16 protein-coding genes are annotated in these 18,849 nt (G+C 45.2%); 7 read left to right on the top strand and 9 right to left on the bottom strand.

The features are described 5' to 3' along the window. Positions 1-27 precede the first annotated feature (27 nt). The gene (ettA, locus tag C1N53_RS18230) at positions 28-1,698 is read right to left on the bottom strand and encodes an energy-dependent translational throttle protein EttA (protein ID WP_137760680.1); all 1,671 of its coding nucleotides are present in this window, start codon (positions 1,696-1,698) and stop codon (positions 28-30) included. A gap of 352 nt (positions 1,699-2,050) precedes the next feature. Between ettA and C1N53_RS18225 the strand changes: the two genes are divergently transcribed. From C1N53_RS18225 to C1N53_RS18215, 3 genes are all read left to right on the top strand, one after another. Continuing rightward, positions 2,051-3,361, top strand: coding sequence for a DUF349 domain-containing protein (locus tag C1N53_RS18225; protein ID WP_137760679.1), 1,311 nt, complete (start codon positions 2,051-2,053; stop codon positions 3,359-3,361). Positions 3,362-3,648: 287 nt separating this feature from the next. Then, positions 3,649-3,870, top strand: coding sequence for a DUF2795 domain-containing protein (locus C1N53_RS18220; RefSeq protein WP_007652164.1), 222 nt, complete (start codon positions 3,649-3,651; stop codon positions 3,868-3,870). An 82-nt stretch (positions 3,871-3,952) separates the two neighbouring features. After that, positions 3,953-4,675, top strand: coding sequence for an ABC transporter ATP-binding protein (locus C1N53_RS18215; RefSeq protein WP_137760678.1), 723 nt, complete (start codon positions 3,953-3,955; stop codon positions 4,673-4,675). Here C1N53_RS18215 and C1N53_RS18210 read toward each other — a convergent pair. Both C1N53_RS18210 and queA read right to left on the bottom strand, forming a co-directional pair. Next, the gene (locus C1N53_RS18210; protein ID WP_137760677.1) at positions 4,670-5,362 is read right to left on the bottom strand and encodes a 2-C-methyl-D-erythritol 4-phosphate cytidylyltransferase; all 693 of its coding nucleotides are present in this window, start codon (positions 5,360-5,362) and stop codon (positions 4,670-4,672) included. The two genes, C1N53_RS18215 and C1N53_RS18210, sit on opposite strands and share 6 nt — an antisense overlap. Positions 5,363-5,502: 140 nt before the next feature. Next, on the bottom strand, positions 5,503-6,549 hold the full coding sequence (queA, locus tag C1N53_RS18205; RefSeq protein ID WP_137760676.1) for a tRNA preQ1(34) S-adenosylmethionine ribosyltransferase-isomerase QueA: 1,047 nt from the start codon (positions 6,547-6,549) through the stop codon (positions 5,503-5,505). Between the two features lie 169 nt (positions 6,550-6,718). On the opposite strand from queA, the gene C1N53_RS18200 reads away from it, so the two are divergent. The 4 genes from C1N53_RS18200 to uvrA all read left to right on the top strand — a co-directional run bounded on the left by C1N53_RS18200 (position 6,719) and on the right by uvrA (position 12,604). Continuing rightward, on the top strand, positions 6,719-7,966 hold the full coding sequence (locus tag C1N53_RS18200) for an ABC transporter permease (protein ID WP_137760675.1): 1,248 nt from the start codon (positions 6,719-6,721) through the stop codon (positions 7,964-7,966). 143 nt (positions 7,967-8,109) lie between these two features. After that, positions 8,110-8,973: a TIGR00730 family Rossman fold protein gene (locus C1N53_RS18195; protein WP_137760674.1), complete on the top strand. Its 864-nt coding sequence runs from the start codon at positions 8,110-8,112 to the stop codon at positions 8,971-8,973. Between the two features lie 221 nt (positions 8,974-9,194). After that, positions 9,195-9,581 (top strand): DUF202 domain-containing protein, encoded by a 387-nt coding sequence (locus C1N53_RS18190; RefSeq protein ID WP_137760673.1) that lies wholly within the window; start codon positions 9,195-9,197, stop codon positions 9,579-9,581. 116 nt (positions 9,582-9,697) lie between these two features. Continuing rightward, positions 9,698-12,604, top strand: a complete 2,907-nt coding sequence (uvrA, locus tag C1N53_RS18185; RefSeq protein ID WP_137760672.1) for an excinuclease ABC subunit UvrA — start codon at positions 9,698-9,700, stop codon at positions 12,602-12,604. A gap of 77 nt (positions 12,605-12,681) precedes the next feature. Here the strand turns inward: uvrA and C1N53_RS18180 are convergent, their stop codons facing one another. The 6 genes from C1N53_RS18180 to rpoN form a co-directional block, all read right to left on the bottom strand. Beyond that, complete coding sequence (locus tag C1N53_RS18180) at positions 12,682-13,251, bottom strand: DUF4142 domain-containing protein (protein ID WP_137760671.1); 570 nt, start codon at positions 13,249-13,251, stop codon at positions 12,682-12,684. A gap of 110 nt (positions 13,252-13,361) precedes the next feature. Then, positions 13,362-13,964, bottom strand: coding sequence for a DUF4142 domain-containing protein (locus tag C1N53_RS18175; RefSeq protein ID WP_137760670.1), 603 nt, complete (start codon positions 13,962-13,964; stop codon positions 13,362-13,364). Between the two features lie 164 nt (positions 13,965-14,128). Continuing rightward, complete coding sequence (locus C1N53_RS18170) at positions 14,129-14,911, bottom strand: enoyl-CoA hydratase-related protein (RefSeq protein WP_137760669.1); 783 nt, start codon at positions 14,909-14,911, stop codon at positions 14,129-14,131. Between the two features lie 83 nt (positions 14,912-14,994). Continuing rightward, a complete protein-coding gene (locus C1N53_RS18165) occupies positions 14,995-15,615 on the bottom strand; it encodes a hypothetical protein (RefSeq protein ID WP_240773267.1) in 621 nt (206 codons plus the stop codon). A 241-nt stretch (positions 15,616-15,856) separates the two neighbouring features. Continuing rightward, positions 15,857-16,840 carry a 3-dehydro-L-gulonate 2-dehydrogenase gene (gene yiaK / locus C1N53_RS18160; protein WP_137760668.1) on the bottom strand — a complete coding sequence of 328 codons (984 nt, stop codon included), beginning with the start codon at positions 16,838-16,840 and terminating at the stop codon, positions 15,857-15,859. A gap of 270 nt (positions 16,841-17,110) precedes the next feature. Next, complete coding sequence (rpoN, locus tag C1N53_RS18155; RefSeq protein ID WP_137760667.1) at positions 17,111-18,559, bottom strand: RNA polymerase factor sigma-54; 1,449 nt, start codon at positions 18,557-18,559, stop codon at positions 17,111-17,113. Positions 18,560-18,849 lie beyond the last annotated feature (290 nt).

Here is an 18,849-nt window from a genome sequence, read left to right as displayed (position 1 = left end):
GTCCTGAGTCTAATATCTTGCCTCTATTTATACCAGTTTCTTATAACGGATACGTTTTGGTTCGGCATCACCCATACGTTTCTTCTTATTCTCTTCGTATTCTGAGTAATTCCCCTCGAACCAGTACACCTGCGAATCGCCCTCAAAAGCGAGGATGTGCGTACAGATACGATCCAGGAACCAGCGATCGTGAGAGATAATTACGGCACAGCCCGCAAAATTCTCCAATGCATCCTCCAGGGCCCGGATGGCGTTAACGTCCAGGTCGTTGGTAGGTTCATCGAGCAGCAACAGGTTACCGCCTTCTTTCAGCGTCATGGCCAGGTGCACACGGTTACGCTCACCTCCCGATAGCTTCTCTACTTTCTTTTCCTGGTCTCCGCCCGAGAAGTTGAATTTGCTTACGTAGGCACGGGAAACAATCTGGCGGCCAGCCATGATCATGTGTTCTGTACCGCCGGAAATAACCTCGAATACAGATTTATTGCCATCCAATTGTGCGTGCTCCTGGTCTACATAAGAAATCTGCACTGTAGAACCCACTGTAAAATCGCCGGCATCTGGTTTCTCCTGGCCAGTTATCAGCTTAAACAGCGTAGTTTTACCGGCACCGTTCGGCCCGATAATACCTACAATACCACCTTGTGGCAAAGCAAAGCTCAGGTTCTCGAACAACAGTTTATCGCCATAGGCTTTGCTTACGCTGTTTACTTCTATTACCTGCGCACCTAAACGAGGTCCGTCAGGAATAAACAGCTCCAGCTTCTCTTCTTTGTTCTTAGCCTCTTCGCCAGCCAGCTTATCGTATTGGCTGATACGGGCTTTTGACTTTGCCTGACGGGCTTTGGGAGCCATGCGCACCCACTCCAGCTCACGCTGCAACGTTTTCTGGCGCTTGCTTTCACTTTTCTCCTCCTGGGCAAGGCGGCTTGCTTTCTGCTCCAGCCAGCTGCTATAGTTCCCTTTCCACGGAATACCTTCGCCACGATCCAGCTCCAGAATCCAGCCAGCTACATTGTCGAGGAAGTAACGGTCGTGGGTAACGGCAATTACGGTACCCTTATACTGCTGCAAGTGCTGCTCCAGCCAGTCTACCGACTCTGCATCCAGGTGGTTGGTAGGTTCGTCGAGCAGCAATACATCCGGCTCCTGCAACAGCAGGCGGCAAAGGGCTACCCGGCGCTTCTCTCCACCCGATAGGTTACCGATAAGGGCATCTTCTGGCGGTGTACGCAGCGCATCCATGGCACGCTCCAGGCGGTTGTCCAGTTCCCAGGCATTCAGCTGGTCCAGGCGTTCCTGTACCTCGCCCTGGCGCTCGATAAGCTTATTCATCTCATCATCAGTCATTTCCTCGCCGAACTTCATGTTAATTTCGTCGAACTCACGCAGCAGGCCCACTACCTCCGCTACACCTTCTTCCACCACCTCGCGCACTGTTTTGGAGGGGTCAAGCTGCGGCTCCTGCTCCAGGTAGCCAACCGAGTAACCTGGCGACCATACCACTTCACCCTGAATTTCTTTGTCTACACCAGCAATAATTTTTAACAAGCTGGACTTACCGGAACCGTTAAGACCCAGCACGCCTATTTTGGCACCGTAGAAAAAGGAGAGGTAAATGTTTTTAAGTACTTGTTTCTTTGGCGGGTAAATCTTGCTTACCCCAGCCATGGAGAAAATAATTGTTTCGTTGCTCATATTGTATTTATCTGTTACAGCAATTACTCTTAAACCCGATTTGCCAATTTAGTATGCCCCCGCTGTTTAAGTTTTAGCTTTTATTTCAACTTCGGAAAAGAATTACAAATATCGGAAAAATTCATGCATTTAACCTTTATAATATTGCGATGAAATACTTAAACTTGTAAAATCTATTTAAGTAAGGCAAACGGCCACTTACCTCTGCACCAACTTATATTAGCTGTTTTACCACCTTTGTTTTTCTGAAAGCAGGAGAGGCGGCAAACGCAGCCACATATATTGCGTATGTTTAGGTTAGTATATTTCGCTGCCTTATTTATATATTTTCCAAGTATAACCCTATCCTTAAATGGAAAACAACGACCTATTGAAAGAAGCTAAACAATACGGCTTTATTCAGGACCAGCAGGTGTGGCTAAAAGCGTTCATGAACTACCCGGCCCGCAAGGTTGGCGAAGTGAAAGAATCAGAAGATGACTCACTGCTGTATTTTGCCAAGCGATACGAAATGTTTCAGGAGAAAGTAAATGGCCTTCTGGAACGCATTTCAAGCTCCGAAAACAAAGGCTCTTTTCTGATGAAGGTGCTTCACATGAAAGAACAGGTGGGCAACTATGATGCATTGGGCAATTTTGAAGAAATATACCACACCCTAAGTAAGGCTGAAGAAGACATAAACGATACTATTAAGCAGAACAGGGAAAAAAATCTTTCTATTAAGATAGGTCTTATACAAGAAGCTGAGGCGCTGCAGGAAAGCATTGAGTGGAAAGAAACATCAGATAAGATGAAAGAACTCCGCGCCACCTGGATCAAAACAGGTCCTGTAGAAAAAGAGCTGACCGATGAGATTGAGGAGCGCTTTAAAAATGCGCTGGAAGGGTTCTTCGAACGCAAGAAAAACTTCTTCGAAGACAAAAAACAGATGCAGAACCGTACCTATGAAAGGTACAGAGACCTCATCAACAAATCTATCGGCTTACAAAACTCTGAGGATTGGGAAAATACAACTGCTAAGCTAAAAGAGCTGCAGAACCAATGGAAAGATATAGGAGGCACTCTTCCGCGTGCCACAACCAACAAGCTCTGGACAGAATTCCGCAAAGCACATAACCACTTTTTTGAACGCCTGAAGCAAAAAATTAACAGGGAGAAAACGCAGTCGCGGGAATCCTTCTACGAAGTTAACCTTCAGAAAAAGACGCAGCTGGTGGATGAAGCAGAAAAGCTGCTGCAGCAAAAAGGACTGGGAGAGGCCGTAAAACGCGCCAAAGAGCTACAGGCTGAGTGGAAGAAAGTAGGGCCGGTACATCCTTCCGTTTCTGATACGGTTTGGGAACGCTTTATAAAAGCATGCGATAAAGTATTTGAAATGAGCAGCCTGGAGCACTACATCCGTAAGCGCCAGATGAACAGCGCTGAAAAGCCAAGTGCCACAGACAACCTGAATGCCCGCATCAATGCCCTGAAAGAATTTATTAAATCAGACAGGCAGGAACTGGAAGTACTGGAAACCAACCTGGGTAAGTTGAGCGACTCTCCGGGCAACGATTCGTTCCGTAACATGTTGCAGGGGAAAATCAGGAACTATAACAGGAAGATTAACACCAAGAACCAGTTAATTGAAATGTTCCAAAGCCAGTTAAGCACTGTAAAATAACTAAAACCGAAACCATAATTTACAAAAAAGAGGCTCCAGCTAATGCTGGAGCCTCTTTTTTGTGTTTTCCCGTTGCCTGATTTCCTTTGCAGCTATAGCCGATTCTGCCTTTAAAACTTTGCCAAAAAACTTGTTTCCTTTTTGAACATTTGTGCTTTATTTGCGTTGTGTGGTAAAAACGGATAAAAAAAGCAATTCTTTTTAGATAAAAATTTTTGTTCTTGTTTTTATTTATACTTTTGCAAACTATTTTTTAAAAGCATTAAATTTTTAAGGAGAAACATACTATGTATTGGACATTGGAATTAGCTTCGTACCTGGAGGATGCACCCTGGCCAGCTACTAAAGATGAACTTATTGATTACTCCATCCGCTCTGGAGCGCCAATGGAAGTAGTAGAGAACCTGCAAGCACTTGAAGACGATGGTCAGCCGTACGAAAACATCGAAGAGATTTGGCCTGATTATCCTACTAAGGAAGATTTCATGTTTAACGAAGACGAGTACTAATGCTAATTATGAATAATGAATTATGAATGGTCTTTGGTAACCACTTATAATTCATAATTTGTAATTCATAATTAATTAGAACTTGATTGTTGAAGTAAATAATTTGGTTGCGGGTTATGAGCAGCGCGTTCTTATCCGCAACCTTTCATTTTCTATAGCAGCTCCTGCCTTTGTAGCTATTATAGGGCATAATGGGGCAGGCAAAACCACTTTTTTTAAGGCATTTCAGCAGCAGGTGCCTTACCAGGGGAATATCTGTGCGCAGCAACAGGATTTAAAAACCATTCCCAATCCTGCTATACAAGGCCTCCTCTCCTACCTGCCTCAAAAGAATTCAGTCTCATTCCCGATCAAAGTTCATGACCTGGTGGTAATGGGGCTTTTCAGGAAAAAGCGTTTTTTTGAAAATTATACTTCAGAAGATTATGCTGTAGCGGCCCAGGTGCTGGAAAAGCTGGAGCTCCTGCATCTGATTGAGCACGATTTTACCACCTTATCCGGTGGCGAGCAGCAACTCATCTGGCTGGCTCAGCTTACACTACAGGATGCATCGATTTGTTTATTGGATGAGCCAACGCAACAACTGGATGTGTATTATAAGAAGCGGGTGTTTAACCTTTTACAGGATTGGGTGCAGCAAAACGGTAAGACTATTCTCTGCATAACACATGACCTCCTGAACCTGCTGCCGCTGAAAGGATACCTGCTAAATCTATCGGCACCCGCTCCGGCCCTGGAGCCTATTACACCTGAAAACGTCATGAAACACCAGGTATTCCTGGAGTCTCACCGGCAACCTCTATAATATTGCCTTCGCAAATACTTCTGCCAATAAAAGATCTTCGGGCGTTGTAATCTTAATATTCTGATAGCTCCCTTCAACTAAAACAATCTTCTCACCTATACTCTCTACCACAGAGGCATCATCGGTAAAAGCAGCCTGATAATCCTGCTCATAGGCTTTACGGAGTATACTTGCTTTGAAGCATTGCGGCGTTTGCACCAGTTTATAGTTCACACGTGGAACAGCTTTGCTTGCCTGCTCCTCATCAGCGAGCAGCTCCCGGATGGAATCTTTGGGCGATACCGCCACAATCGCATTTCCATACACTGCAGCTGTAGAAAAGGCTTCTGCAATAACAGTTTTGCTCACAAATGGTCTTACACCATCGTGCACCGCCACAATAGCCTCTCCGCTTACCAGGTCGAGGCCGTTCTTTACGGAATCAAACCGGGTAGCACCTCCCTTTACTACTATATGGAACAGCTTAAACCGATGCTTCTGGCATAGGCCCCGCCAAACCTCCTGCTGGTCTTCCGGCAGCACCAGAATTAACCGAATGTCGGGGTTATAGCTATAAAATCGTTCCAGCGTGTGCATCAGAATGGGTTTACCGGCAACCTCGATAAACTGCTTTGGTATATCGCGCTGCATACGCGTGCCTGTCCCCCCGGCAACTATAATGGCATATTGCTGTAGATTTTCTTTCATGCAAAAGCTTTATTAAGCGGCACAGTATAGTTAATTATCCTGTACCGTAATTCCAGATTCTGGTGTCTTTAAACAGGCATTACATAAAAATGCCCCAACCGGAAAAGAAGGGGCATTTTTAATTTATAGTAATTGAACTGTTAGATGATCAACATGACATCGCCGTAGCTAAAGAAACGATACTTTTCTTTTAAAGCCAGTTCATACGCTTCCATAATCAGCTCATATCCTCCAAAAGCAGCTGTCATCATCAGCAGCGTAGACTCAGGCATGTGAAAATTCGTGATCAGACTGTTTGCGATTTTGAAGTCGTAAGGAGGAAAGATAAAACGGTCGGTCCATCCTTCGTTTGGCTTCAGGCGGCTGTTCGCTGAAACAGACGATTCCAGTGCACGCATGGTAGTAGTACCTACAGAGCAAACACGCTTCTTGTTATCAAGTGCTTTGTTTACCATATCAGCTGTGGCAGAAGGTACCATAAAGTTTTCTGAATCCATTTTGTGTTTGGTCAGATCTTCTACGTCTACCGGGCGGAAAGTACCTAAGCCCACGTGCAGTGTAAGAGGTGCAACCTCAACGCCCTGTAACTCCAGGCGCTTTAAAACCTCTTTTGTGAAGTGCAAACCAGCAGTCGGAGCAGCTACAGCACCAATATTTTTGGCATATACTGTCTGATAACGCTCTCTGTCTTCTGGTTCTGCTTCGCGCTTGATGTATTTTGGAAGCGGTGTTTCGCCCAGGTCATTAATTGTTTTATAGAACTCTTCATCCGGGCCGTCAAATAAAAACTTAATGGTACGGCCACGGGAGGTTGTGTTGTCTATTACTTCGGCTACCAGGTCGCTCTCACCAAAATAAAGCTTGTTACCAACACGAATCTTACGGGCAGGATCTACTAAAACATCCCACAGGTGAATATCCTTGTTCAGCTCACGCAGCAGGAACACTTCTATCTTGGCACCAGTCTTTTCTTTATTACCGTAAAGGCGGGCTGGAAATACTTTAGTATCATTCACTACCATAATGTCACCATCATCGAAGTACTCCAGAATATCTTTAAAAATCCTGTGCTCAATTTTACCAGTTGCACGGTTTACCACCATCATACGTGACTCGTCACGATTTTCTGTGGGGTGCGTGGCTAGTAAATCGGCCGGAAGATCGAATTTAAATTCAGATAATTTCATATATTTAATATTACGGTATTAAACGTTTTGCTACTCCGTTTGATAAGAACAGGCTTTTTTGTAATTTAAACCGGTGCTATATTTTCAAAATAAAAAATAGAACCGCAAATTTACTTAGTTTGCCCGAAAAATCTTACTTTTAAACAAATTACTTTATAAAATCTGTATCATGATCTACTTCCGCCTGATAATAGAAAGTTTCCGTTTTGCATGGCAGGCCCTCCGGGCTAACCTGCTCCGTACGATTCTGTCTTTGTTAGGAGTTACCATTGGTATTTTTGCCATTATCTCTGTTTTTACTCTAGTAGATTCGTTGGAACGTAATGTGCGCGACAGCATGAGTTTTATAGGTGAAAACGTACTCTATGTGCAGAAGTGGCCCTGGGGATTTGGTGGCGAGTATGCCTGGTGGAAATATTTTCAGCGGCCCGAACCTACCATGCATGAATTCAGAATGCTGGACCGCAACCTGACCATGGATGCGGGTGTAGCCATTTTTGCAGATCGCGGAAACAACACCTTTAAAAACGGGAACAGCAGTTTTACCGGAGCAGATCTGATGGGTGTTTCGTATGACTTTAACAAGGCCATGGAAGTACCTGTAGACCGCGGCAGGTATTTTGTAACGCAGGAGGTAGATGCAGGGCGAAACGTGATCATCATTGGTAACGACGTGGCCGAAACACTGTTCCCTCGCCAGGACCCCATAGGTCAGAACCTGAAAATAGCAGGCCAACGCTTTACTGTAATCGGTTTAATGGAAAAGCAGGGAGAAAGTATGTTTGGCGGACCTGACTTTGACAAAATGGGTATTGTGCCTTATATCGCCTTTAGTAAAATGTTTGCTACAGGCCCCAGAGGTGTTTCTTCGGCCATTGTAGTAAAGGGCCGCGAAAACGACCCTGGGTTGCTGGAACTGGAATATGAAATTAAGGGCCTGATGCGCACGACCCGCGGGCTTAAACCCCGTGATGATGATAGCTTTGCCATAAACCGGCCTGAAATGGCAGCAGAGGCGGTATCGGGTTTCTTTGCCGTAGTTGGCCTGGCAGGCTGGGTAATAGGTGGATTTGCTATTCTGGTTGGTGGTTTCGGAATTGCCAACATTATGTTCGTATCGGTAAAAGAACGAACCAACATTATCGGTATACAAAAATCTTTGGGTGCTAAAAATTATTTTATCCTGTTCCAGTTCCTGTTCGAGTCGGTGTTTCTCAGCCTGATAGGTGGCGGTATAGGCATTTTCCTGGTGTTTCTACTCACACTCATTCCGCAGGATATGATGAAGGTAGGGCTCTCCCTAGGCAACATTACCTTAGGTCTTGGCGTATCGGCGGTGATAGGTATGCTATCCGGTATTATTCCGGCCTTTATTGCTTCTAACTTAGACCCGGTAATAGCCATCCGTTCGAAATAGGAAACCATACAACGTGGCGCTTGCGGCAACACCCTCACTCTACCGCAAGCTATTTACCACACATTTAATATTTTAATGATGTAAGGTGCTGCAACTGCAGTGCCTAAAGGGAGTATCTCCCTAAAGATGATGACGAAATAATTATGACGAAGCTTAGAAAGACAAGCAAAACCAAGTTAAACGATGAGTCGCTTAACTCTGGTAGCGGGAAAACCATTGTTCAGCCCGATGTAAACGAAAATAAAGCAAAATCTATAACTGATCTGCGCGAAAGCGGCGAAACAACAGCTCCCCCAGCTTCTGAAGAAGACAAACGCATTCGCGAAGCGTTTGTAGACAAGAACTGGAATGAAATTAAAATAGCAGACTCCTGGCAGATATTTAAAGTAATGTCGGAGTTTGTGGAAGGATTTGAAAAACTGGGTAAAATTGGCCCCTGCGTTTCTATATTTGGCTCTGCCCGTACTAAAAACACCCACAAATATTATGTAATGGCCGAAGAGATTGCGGCTAAGTTAGTACGCCATGGTTATGGTGTTATTACAGGCGGCGGGCCTGGTATTATGGAGGCTGGTAATAAAGGGGCGCACTCCGAAGGCGGTAAATCTGTTGGTTTGAACATCCAGCTGCCTTTTGAGCAATTCAACAACATTTACATTGACTCTGATAAGCTCATTAACTTCGATTATTTCTTTGTGCGCAAAGTAATGTTTGTAAAGTATGCACAGGGTTTTATTGTAATGCCTGGCGGCTTTGGCACACTGGATGAGCTGTTCGAAGCGATTACACTTATTCAGACGAAGAAAATCGGTGCCTTCCCAATTGTGCTGGTTGGCCGTTCTTACTGGGAAGGCTTGTTTAAATGGGTAGAAGATGTGATGCTGAAAATGGAAAGCAACATCAGCCCGGAAGACCTGGACCTGGTACACATTGTAGACGATGCCACAGAAGCCGTTAAAATAATTGACGACTTCTACAGCAAGTATCTGCTGTCTCCGAACTTCTAATCCTCATGGTTATCCCATTATACAAAGCAGGCCTCAAAAGCCTGCTTTTTCTTTTCAGAGTACGATTTTAGGCACAAGTCTTACCAGGAGCTGCTCAAGTGAATGCCTGATGAACATCCTCTCTGATTTAGTACTATCATGCTATACTTAGCGCTATACGCTTATGCCAGCTATATCTTATTTAACCTATACCATTAGCTGCCACTACCGTATAAAATGCCATGGGCATTAGAGAGATATTAAGAAAAAGAGCAAGACGAAAAATAAGAAAAAATTTAAAGGTACAGGATAAGCTTAACCTCGAAATCCGGGATACCCTGGCTATGGAGCGTACTAAACTTTCAAACGAACGCACGTTCCTTTCTTATACCAGAACCGCTATTGCTGTAGTACTGGGCGGACTCACATTCATAAAGTTGTTTAACGACCCCATTTACATCGGATTAGGTATTCTTGCTATTCCATCAGGTATAGCCTTTGGCTTTTACGGCTACTACCGCTTCACTAAAAAGAGACACGAGATCTCTTTTCATACCCGCTCTTACCAACCAACCAGCCCTATACTTGCCGAGGTAGAGGCAGAGGAAAAAGAAGACATGAAAGCCTAAGTAAATCCGGCTTACTTAAACCAATTACCCCTAATTTATGTTAAGATTGGTTAGGCTTCTGCTGCTGCAGAAAGCTGGTAATTTTTTACCTTTGCTATTTAAACGACACAGCATTAATGGCTTTTAACCAAGAGCAAAACATACAAACAGGCACTGCGCCTGCTACAACAGCCTCCTTAGCCCATGAAAATGGAGAGGCACAGCAAATAGAGGTGTATGGTGCCCGCGAGCATAACCTTAAAAATATTTCTATAAAACTACCCCGCTACAAGCTGGTGGTGTTTACAGGCATAAGCGGCAGCGGCAAGTCTTCTCTGGCTTTTGACACCATCTATGCCGAAGGGCAGCGCCGCTACATGGAAACCTTCTCGGCCTATGCTCGCAGCTTTATGGGCGGTCTTGAGCGACCTGATGTGGATAAGATAGAAGGCCTTTCGCCTGTAATTTCTATTGAGCAGAAAACCACCAGCCGCAACCCTCGTTCCACTGTAGGCACTATAACCGAAATCTACGACTTCATGCGACTGCTCTGGGCTCGTACGGCCGATGCCTACAGCTATGAGACCGGCGAAAAAATGGTGCGCCAGAGCGATGAGCAGATTGTTAACCATATACTTGAGCACTTCGGGAATAAACGCATAGTGGTGCTGGCCCCTGTGGTAAAAGGCCGTAAAGGACATTACCGGGAGCTCTTCCAGCAGATCCGTAAAATGGGCTTTATACGTGCCCGTGTAGATGGTGAGTTGGTAGAGGTTGCTCCTAAAATGCAGGTAGACCGCTATAAAATTCACGATATCGAAATTGTAATCGATAAAATTGTGGTGAAGGAGGAGGATCGCTTTAGGCTTTCCAGCTCTATTCAGAATGCATTAATGCATGGCAAAGGCACCACGCTTATTCTGGATGCGGACACGAATGAGACGCACTTCTTCTCTCGTCACCTCATGGATCCTGCCACAGGTATTGCCTACGACGATCCTGCTCCAAATTCATTTTCTTTTAATTCCCCTTATGGCGCCTGCCCTGTTTGCAACGGCTTGGGTGAGATACAGGAAATCTCTGAGGAAAACATTATACCCGACAAAAGCCTGAGTATCCGCCGGGGGGGCATAGCTCCTTTAGGTGAATACCGTGATATCTGGATCTTTAAACAGATTGAGGCACTGTTTAAGCACTTTAAAGCTTCTGTTGCCACACCCATAAAAGATTTGCCCGAAGACCTGATGAAGGTGCTGCTGTACGGCCTGGAGGAAGACCTGGAAGTAAACACCAAGAAAGGCAACTATATTATTGAATTTGAAGGTATTGTTAACTTCCTGAAAGGGCAGATGGAATCGGAGTCGGATAATATCCGGGCCTGGATAGAAGATTATACCCAGATTACAACCTGCCCGGAATGTAACGGCTACCGCTTAAAGAAAGAATCGCTGCACTTTAAGATTGATGGCAAAAACATTGGTGAGCTATCTGTTCTGGATATTAATAAACTGGCTGGCTGGTTCGACAACCTGGAAGAACGCCTGTCAGAGCGTCAAAATGTGATTGCACGGGAATTGCTGAAGGAGATTCGAAAGCGTATTGGTTTTCTGCTGGATGTTGGCCTGGATTACCTGAGCCTGCACCGCCCGGTGCGTACCCTATCCGGTGGCGAAAGCCAACGTATCCGCCTGGCAACGCAGATAGGTACACAGCTGGTTGGGGTTCTTTATATTATGGATGAGCCTAGCATTGGCCTGCACCAGCGCGACAACGAACGCCTGATTAATGCGCTGAAAGACCTTCGCGATCTGGGTAACTCTATTATTGTGGTGGAGCACGATAAAGATATGATCCTGCAGGCCGACTATGTAGTAGACATTGGTCCTGGGGCAGGTATACACGGAGGACAGGTGGTTACAGCAGGAACTCCGGAAGAAATGATCAAGGAAAGCACCACCACAGCTAACTTCCTGAGCAACCGGCGCGGCATTCTGGTGCCTCGTGTAAAACGGGCTGGCACAGGCGAGACATTACGCTTGATCGGCGCAACAGGGCACAACCTGAAAAATGTAACGCTGGAGCTGCCTTTAGGTAAAATGGTATGTGTAACGGGTGTTTCCGGAAGTGGCAAATCTTCGCTGATACATGATACACTGTACCCAATCCTGAACACCCACTTCTTCAGAGCCAAGCGTGAGCCACTGCCTTACAAAACTATAGAAGGACTAGCGCATATTGATAAAGTAATTGAGGTGGATCAGTCACCGATTGGCCGCACGCCGCGCTCTAACCCTGCTACTTATACCGGTGTGTTTACCGATATCCGTACTTTGTTTGCACAGCTTCCGGAAGCGAAAATACGAGGCTACTCCCCTGGCCGTTTCTCCTTTAACGTAAAGGGCGGCCGCTGTGAGGCTTGCGAAGGTGCCGGTATGCGTACCATCGAAATGAATTTCCTGCCCGATGTTTACGTGCCGTGCGAAGTGTGCAAAGGCAAACGCTACAACCGCGAAACACTGGAGGTGCGCTACAAAGGCAAGAGTGTAACCGATGTGCTGGACATGACGGTAGAAAAGGCGGTAGAGTTTTTTGAAAACCAGCCACGCATTCTACGCAAAATTCAGACGCTGCATGAGGTTGGCTTAGGTTATATTACACTGGGGCAACAGGCAACCACTCTCTCTGGTGGCGAGGCACAACGTGTAAAGCTGGCAGCAGAGTTATCGAAAAAAGATACAGGCAAAACGCTTTACATTCTGGATGAGCCTACCACAGGTCTGCACTTCCAGGACATTGAGCACCTGACGGATGTGCTGCATAAGCTAACGGATAAAGGTAACTCTGTACTTATTATTGAACACAACCTCGACCTGATTAAAGTAGCTGACCACATTATTGACATCGGCCCCGAAGGTGGCGAAGGTGGTGGTACCATTGTAGCTGCCGGCACTCCAGAAGAAGTAGCCGCTTCGGGCAAAGGTTATACTGCCCGCTTCCTGAAAGAGGAGTTAAAAACAAGCCTCTATCGCGAAAACGGCGAGTAAGCTTTTGTACCTGAAACAAGAAGGCCTGTGCTATAACAGCACAGGCCTTCTTGTTTCAGGTGTGATTGTTCTGGAGGTTAAACGCTATCAATGGCATCCTCAATCAGTTCTGCCATCATCAGGTGGTTGCGCAATAGCGGCAATTGCCGGGATGCATACATCTTCAGCTCCATGTTCACACCGTTTTTGGCAATATCTTCGTAGCGTTTTATCAGATTTTTCTGCTGGCTCACTACTTCCTTTACATAGGCAATGTCAAAAGCTATACCTGAATGAGAAGTTACGCTCTCCTGGCTTTTACCATGAGCGGCGCCTAACTGCGTAGGTAAAACAAAATTAGCCTGCGTGGCTACTGTTTCCAGTTCGCCTTGTATCTGTTCATGGTTCTGCACCATCTGCTGGGCCAATCCCTTTACCTCGGCACTTGCCCCTTTCTCTAGTGCTACTTCTCCTAAGCGCAGCTGTAGCATATTGGCACTGGCAGCCTCTGCCGCAAATAAAGCGTCGTTGCGCATATTCTGTATACCGGCTTCTTCAAACTGCTCTACACTTTGATCGGCAGCCTGATCTATGCTATCACTGCCACAACTCATCATGCCAAACGACAGGAGGCCAAAAAGCAAGGCAAAAGTAAACTTGTGTTTCATATAGTATCTTCTAAATTAGAAGCAACTGCAAGTAAATTACCTGCAGTTGCTAAATATGTTTTCATCAGATGATGATATATCAAAATATATCCTGGTAAAGAACTTAGGGCTTATCGTTGCGCTGTACCTGAGTTATTACCCAGGGCATCTTTTATCTGCTGCGCCTGCTCACGGTGCTGACGTAAAGTAGGCAGTTTAGCAGAAGCCATACTTTTTACATCCGGGTCTTCCAGGTTTTCCGCAGCATCTTCAAACAAGCTGATGGTTTCATCATGAGAAGACACCATCATGTCCATATAATCTCTGTCGAATTCAGCACCAGTTTTATCACGTAACGATTGCAGTTTATCCTGATGCTCACTGCTCATGCTATCCGGTAACATAATGTTTTTGCTGGTGGCGGCAGAGCGCATTTCTTCGCTTGCTTTTGTATGGTCGCTCACCATCATTTGCGCATATTGCTTTACTTGCGCATTCTGTGCTTTTTGCTGTGCCAGCTTACCTGCCTCAACTTCCAGCATATTGCTGCTGGCCGCCTTCGTCATAAAATCAGACTGATTGGTTTTCTGATCTTCCATTTCAGAGCCGGAAAACTGCTCTTCGTTTCGTTCCTGTGCCTGATCTACACTATCGTTGGTTTGGTTACCCCCACAAGAGGCTAATCCAAATACAAATGCACATGCTATTATTCCTGTTGATGCAATCTTTTTCATAGTTTTCATAGTTGGTTTATAAACACTTATAACTTTTCCACTATACGCCACCAATCTACTTCAAGTTATATAGAATGCTGTAAATGGCTTTTACAGCCGTTTACAGCCACTTATAGCTACACTGCATAACTACCTGTTACTAACAGCAACTATGATATTTTCTATTAAAGTCCTTTAAAAGCAGGCTTTCTCTTTTCATTAAAAGCTGTTACACCTTCTTTATAGTCTTCTGAGTTACCGGCTATTTTCTGGCAGTATGCCTCATAATCCAGCATTTCATCCAAGGTAGCGCTAAAAGATTTGTTCAGCATTTTCTTTATAAGGCCAATGGCTTTGGTAGGTGCAGCAGCATAACGAGCGGCCAGCTCAGCAACGGCTGCATCCAAAGCTTCGGGAGCTACCACCTTGTTCACCATACCTAATTGCAAAGCCTCTTCGGCACTTACCTTAGAGCCAAGCGTACTTAGCTCAAAAGCCTTTAAAGAGCCAACTATACGTGGTAAAAAGAAAGAAGAACCGGAATCGAGCACAAGGCCAATATTTACAAAAACCTCTATTAAACTGGCAGCTGAAGAGGCAATAATCAGATCACAGGCCAGCGCAAGAGAACAGCCCGCCCCGGCAGCAACTCCGTTTAATTTACAGATAATTGGTTTAGGCAGGTTGCGCATCGCCCTGATGATGGGGTTATACCTTTTCTCCAGCGAGTCAGACAGATCGCGCTTATCGGCGTTGGCAATGGCTTTCAGATCCTGGCCCGAACAAAAGGCTTTTCCGGCACCTGTCAGCACCACTGCGCGCACCTGTTCATCCCGTGCAACCTGCTTCAGGGCATCCTGTAAGTCATAGCTTTGCCGATCGTTAAAGGCATTGAAAACATCGGGCCGGTTCAGAGTGATGGTTGCCACCCCCTCCTTTACTTCATATAGCAGGCATTCGTAAGTCATACATAGCTGTTTTAGGTGATATTCAAAGATAGGAAAAGCTGGCACTAAACAAAGCAGCAGAAAGGCTATAGCCTGCAGAAGTTTTAGAGGCTGATTAATCCTCCTATAAAGGCCAGCAACAGGCCGCTACTGAAGCCTGCATATACCTGTGCAGGAGTATGCGCATTTAAGGCTAACCGAGCCGACATAACGGCTCCGGCCAGTAAAATAAAAAACATGATCGGCCCCAGCAGCATGGCTTCGGGGGCCATTCTGTTGAGCAGCAGTAATAAGCCTAAACTGCCTCCCATACCCACACTATGAGCACTAATTTTCCAGTAAAGCGATATAATGTATGTCAGAAAAACCGACGCTGCTATTAAGCCTATAGCTACATAAAAAACACGATCGAATACAGGCTCTCTGTAAAAAAGGTAAGACGTAACAGCATAGCAGGTTCCTGTAAAAAGCAAAGGCAGGCTGCGTTGCTCCCGCTTCTCCATCTCCAGCGAATCGATGTACCCGGTTCGCTGCATAAAGTATGCACCTATGCCTGGAATCAGAAATGTGGTAAAGAAAGCAAGCCCTAGTATGTACCAGCGGTGCTGCACCGGGAAAGAAACAAAGGGGGCTGGTAAATAATAAAGAATAAAAGCAAACAGGTAAGTCGGCATCAGCAATGGGTGAAACAAAACTGACAATGCTTTGGCTAACGAACGATTCACTTGAGGGAGATAAGTGTTATGAATTGAAAATTCTGAATTAAAATTGCCTTAAAGGTAAAAGTTCTTCTGCTCTTTTTAAACGCCCGGAACAAAATTGCTCCAAATGATGGCCTCTTCAAAATTGTCCGGCTAATTTTTGCAGGTGCCACTATTTCATCGCTTATGATTCGTTCTTCTTAGCACAGTCGCTTGTTTTGCTGTTTAATGAGGTCTAATACTTTCTAATTCTAACAAATAAAAATTAAAGTTCCTGCACCTGCTGCCATATCTCCTCGTTTACAGGTATACCTTCCTGTTCGTGCTGGTGCCGCTTGGCTAAACTACTTTCTCCGGGATACCGGATTTCGCCATCTTTATCTGTCAGAGCGCTGCTCTTTGTATATGCAATAATAGCATCAGCAACAGCGTCATCTAACTTAGAAGCATCTATACATAAAAAGAACTGCGATACTCCGGCCTCTGCCCCTGCCTGTGTTATCTGTTCCACTGAGCGCCCTCCGCTAAGCGAAGCCACCAGCACATCCAGCACCAGCGACAGCCCTGAACCTTTCCAGTAGCCAATGGGCAGCGGCCTTTCAGAAGCCCTGATCTGAGCCGGATCTTTTGTTAGATTTCCGTGTTCGTCGTAGCCGCCTTCGAAAGGCAGTTCTTTACCCTGCAGGTCATACTCCTGCAATTTGCCATAGGAAAATTGTGAGATGGCCATATCCAGCACAACAGAGCCTTTTTGGCGGGGAATTGCGATCACCAGAGGGTTATTACCCAGGCGTGCTTCTGTTCCACCCCAGGGAGGCATGTTGGCAATAGAATTAGTTGCACAAATACCTATACAACCTGCAGCGGCTGCTTGCCAGCCATAGGTTCCTCCCCGCATCCAATGGTTGGTATTTTTTACCGCCACGCACCCCATGCCATTTTCCTTTGCCAGTGCTATAGCTCTCTCCATAGCGCGGGTTGCTGTATACATGCCCGGTGCTAAATGGCCATCCCAGGTTTCTACTACGCCATTCCTGCTCACTGCTGCAGGCTCGGCATCTATGGCAATAAGGCCATCTTTAACAGCCTGCACAAACACCGGAAAGCGATTTAACCCATGCGAATACACTCCGTCTCTGCTGTTTTCTGCAAATATGCGGGCACAAAGTGCTGCTCTTTCTTCGCTGAAGTTAAGCTTTAAAAGGACTCTTTTAAATTCGGATGTCAGCTGTTCGAAAGATATTTTCATAGGGCACAAGGTTATACTGCTACTCTTACAGCCGTATAAACAGCATAAGCTCTTTTTATGTTACGCAGCCTGAGCCTCCTCTTAAAAAGAGCATATAATAAAGAATTAGTAAACAGGCACAAGCATCTCGATTTTAGATACGTGGCTTAATGTTCAGAATTGTTTTGAAATTTGATGGCTTAACCCTTAACAGATACTAATAGAGAATCCTAGCTTCACGCCGCTACTGAATTTACAATTCAGCATTTATGATTCATAATTGCGAATCAGCTACAGCTCCTTTCTTAGCCTAGCGACAGGTATATTGAGTTGTTCGCGATATTTGGCAACGGTGCGACGTGCAATATTATAGCCCTTCTCGTTGAGCATTTTTTCAATTTTATCATCGGATAGCGGCTTGCGCTTGTTCTCTTTGTCGATGATCTCTTTTAAAATATGCTTTACTTCACGGCTGCTGGCATCTTCACCGGAATCGGTGGCAATACCTTCGGAGAAGAAGTATTTGAGCGGGTAAATGCCGAACTCGGTTTGTACGGCTTTGCTGTTGGCCACACGGCTAACCGTAGAGATATCCATACCAATCTCCTCTGCAATATCTTTCAGGATCATAGGCCGCAGCTTGCTCTCATCTCCTTCCAGAAAGAACTCATGCTGGTATTTTATAATGGCCTCCATGGTACGCAGCAGCGTGTTCTGGCGCTGGCGGATGGCATCTATAAACCATTTGGCGGCATCCAGCTTCTGCTTTACAAACGTTACTGTTTCTTTTAGCTTCTTATCCTTTTTGTCTGACTTTTCATAGGCATCAAACATATCGGAATAAGAGCGGCTGATGCGCAGATCAGGTGCATTACGGGAATTAAGCGACAGCTGCAACTGCCCGTTTTCGTTGGTAAGAATAAAATCAGGTATAATATACTGCACCCGCGTCATACCGGCACCTGAGCCGCCTGGTTTTGGGTTCAGCTTTACAATCAGGTCAACAGCTCTTTTCAGGGTATCTTCCGATACATTAAACTTCGACTGGATTTTCTGGTAGTGCTTTTTGGTAAACTCATCAAAAGCAGAAGTAATAATGCGCTCCGCCAAAACCGTTATTTCGTCCTGTTCCCGTCGCTGCAATTGCAGCAACAAACATTCAGGCAAATCGCGGGCTGCTATACCCGCTGGATCGAATGTCTGGATCATGTGCAGGACCTGCTCTATCTCCTCTTCCGTGGTTTCTATATTTTGGGAAAAGGCAAGATCGTTGGCAATGGCACTCAGATCGCGGCGAATGTACCCGTCGTTATCAATGCTGCCAATAAGCTGCATGCCTATATTGTACTGCTTGTCGTCCAGGGCCAGAAAGCCCAGCTGGTCGAACAGCGAATCAATCAGAGAAGTTGAAACGGCAATAGGCATCTCACGGTCTTCATCGTCGTCGCCACCTTTATCGCCCTGCATTTTATAGCCGCTTATTTCATCGTCATGCAGATAGTCGTTCAGATCTATTTCGTCGTTGCCATAGTCGTCATCGCTATCATACTCATCGGTGTTATCCGACTCGTACTCTGTGTCGGCATCTTCCCGTCCTTCTTCCAAGGCCGGATTTATTTCCATTTCTTCTTTTATGCGCGCTTCCAGCTCAACAGTAGGTATCTGCAGCAGCTTGATAAATTGTATCTGCTGCGGCGATAACTTCTGGGATAAGAGTTGCCTTAAATCGAGTCGCTGCATAATCTGAAAAAAAATTTAAATGCCTGTTTCAGCACCTCCAAATTTAGGATATTTTTACTCGCAATATCAAAAAAAGGTTAAAATATCGTTTCTTTGAAGGATTGTTTCGAAACGAATAATTAGTCTATCTTATAAAACAGCAAGGGTAAAGCCTACACCAGGAAAAGCCTCAGTACATAGCTGTATAAAAGGCGATAAGATACTTCTTCTTAAAAGTTTATGTTTAAGGTAAGTTTATAGTTTATAAATTTACATTTTCAATTCGGAGACTAATCTAATTAAGATTTTTA

The sequence above is a fragment of the Pontibacter sp. SGAir0037 genome (assembly GCF_005491705.1).
GTDB lineage: Bacteria > Bacteroidota > Bacteroidia > Cytophagales > Hymenobacteraceae > Pontibacter.
This window is presented reverse-complemented; position numbering and strand designations above follow the sequence as displayed.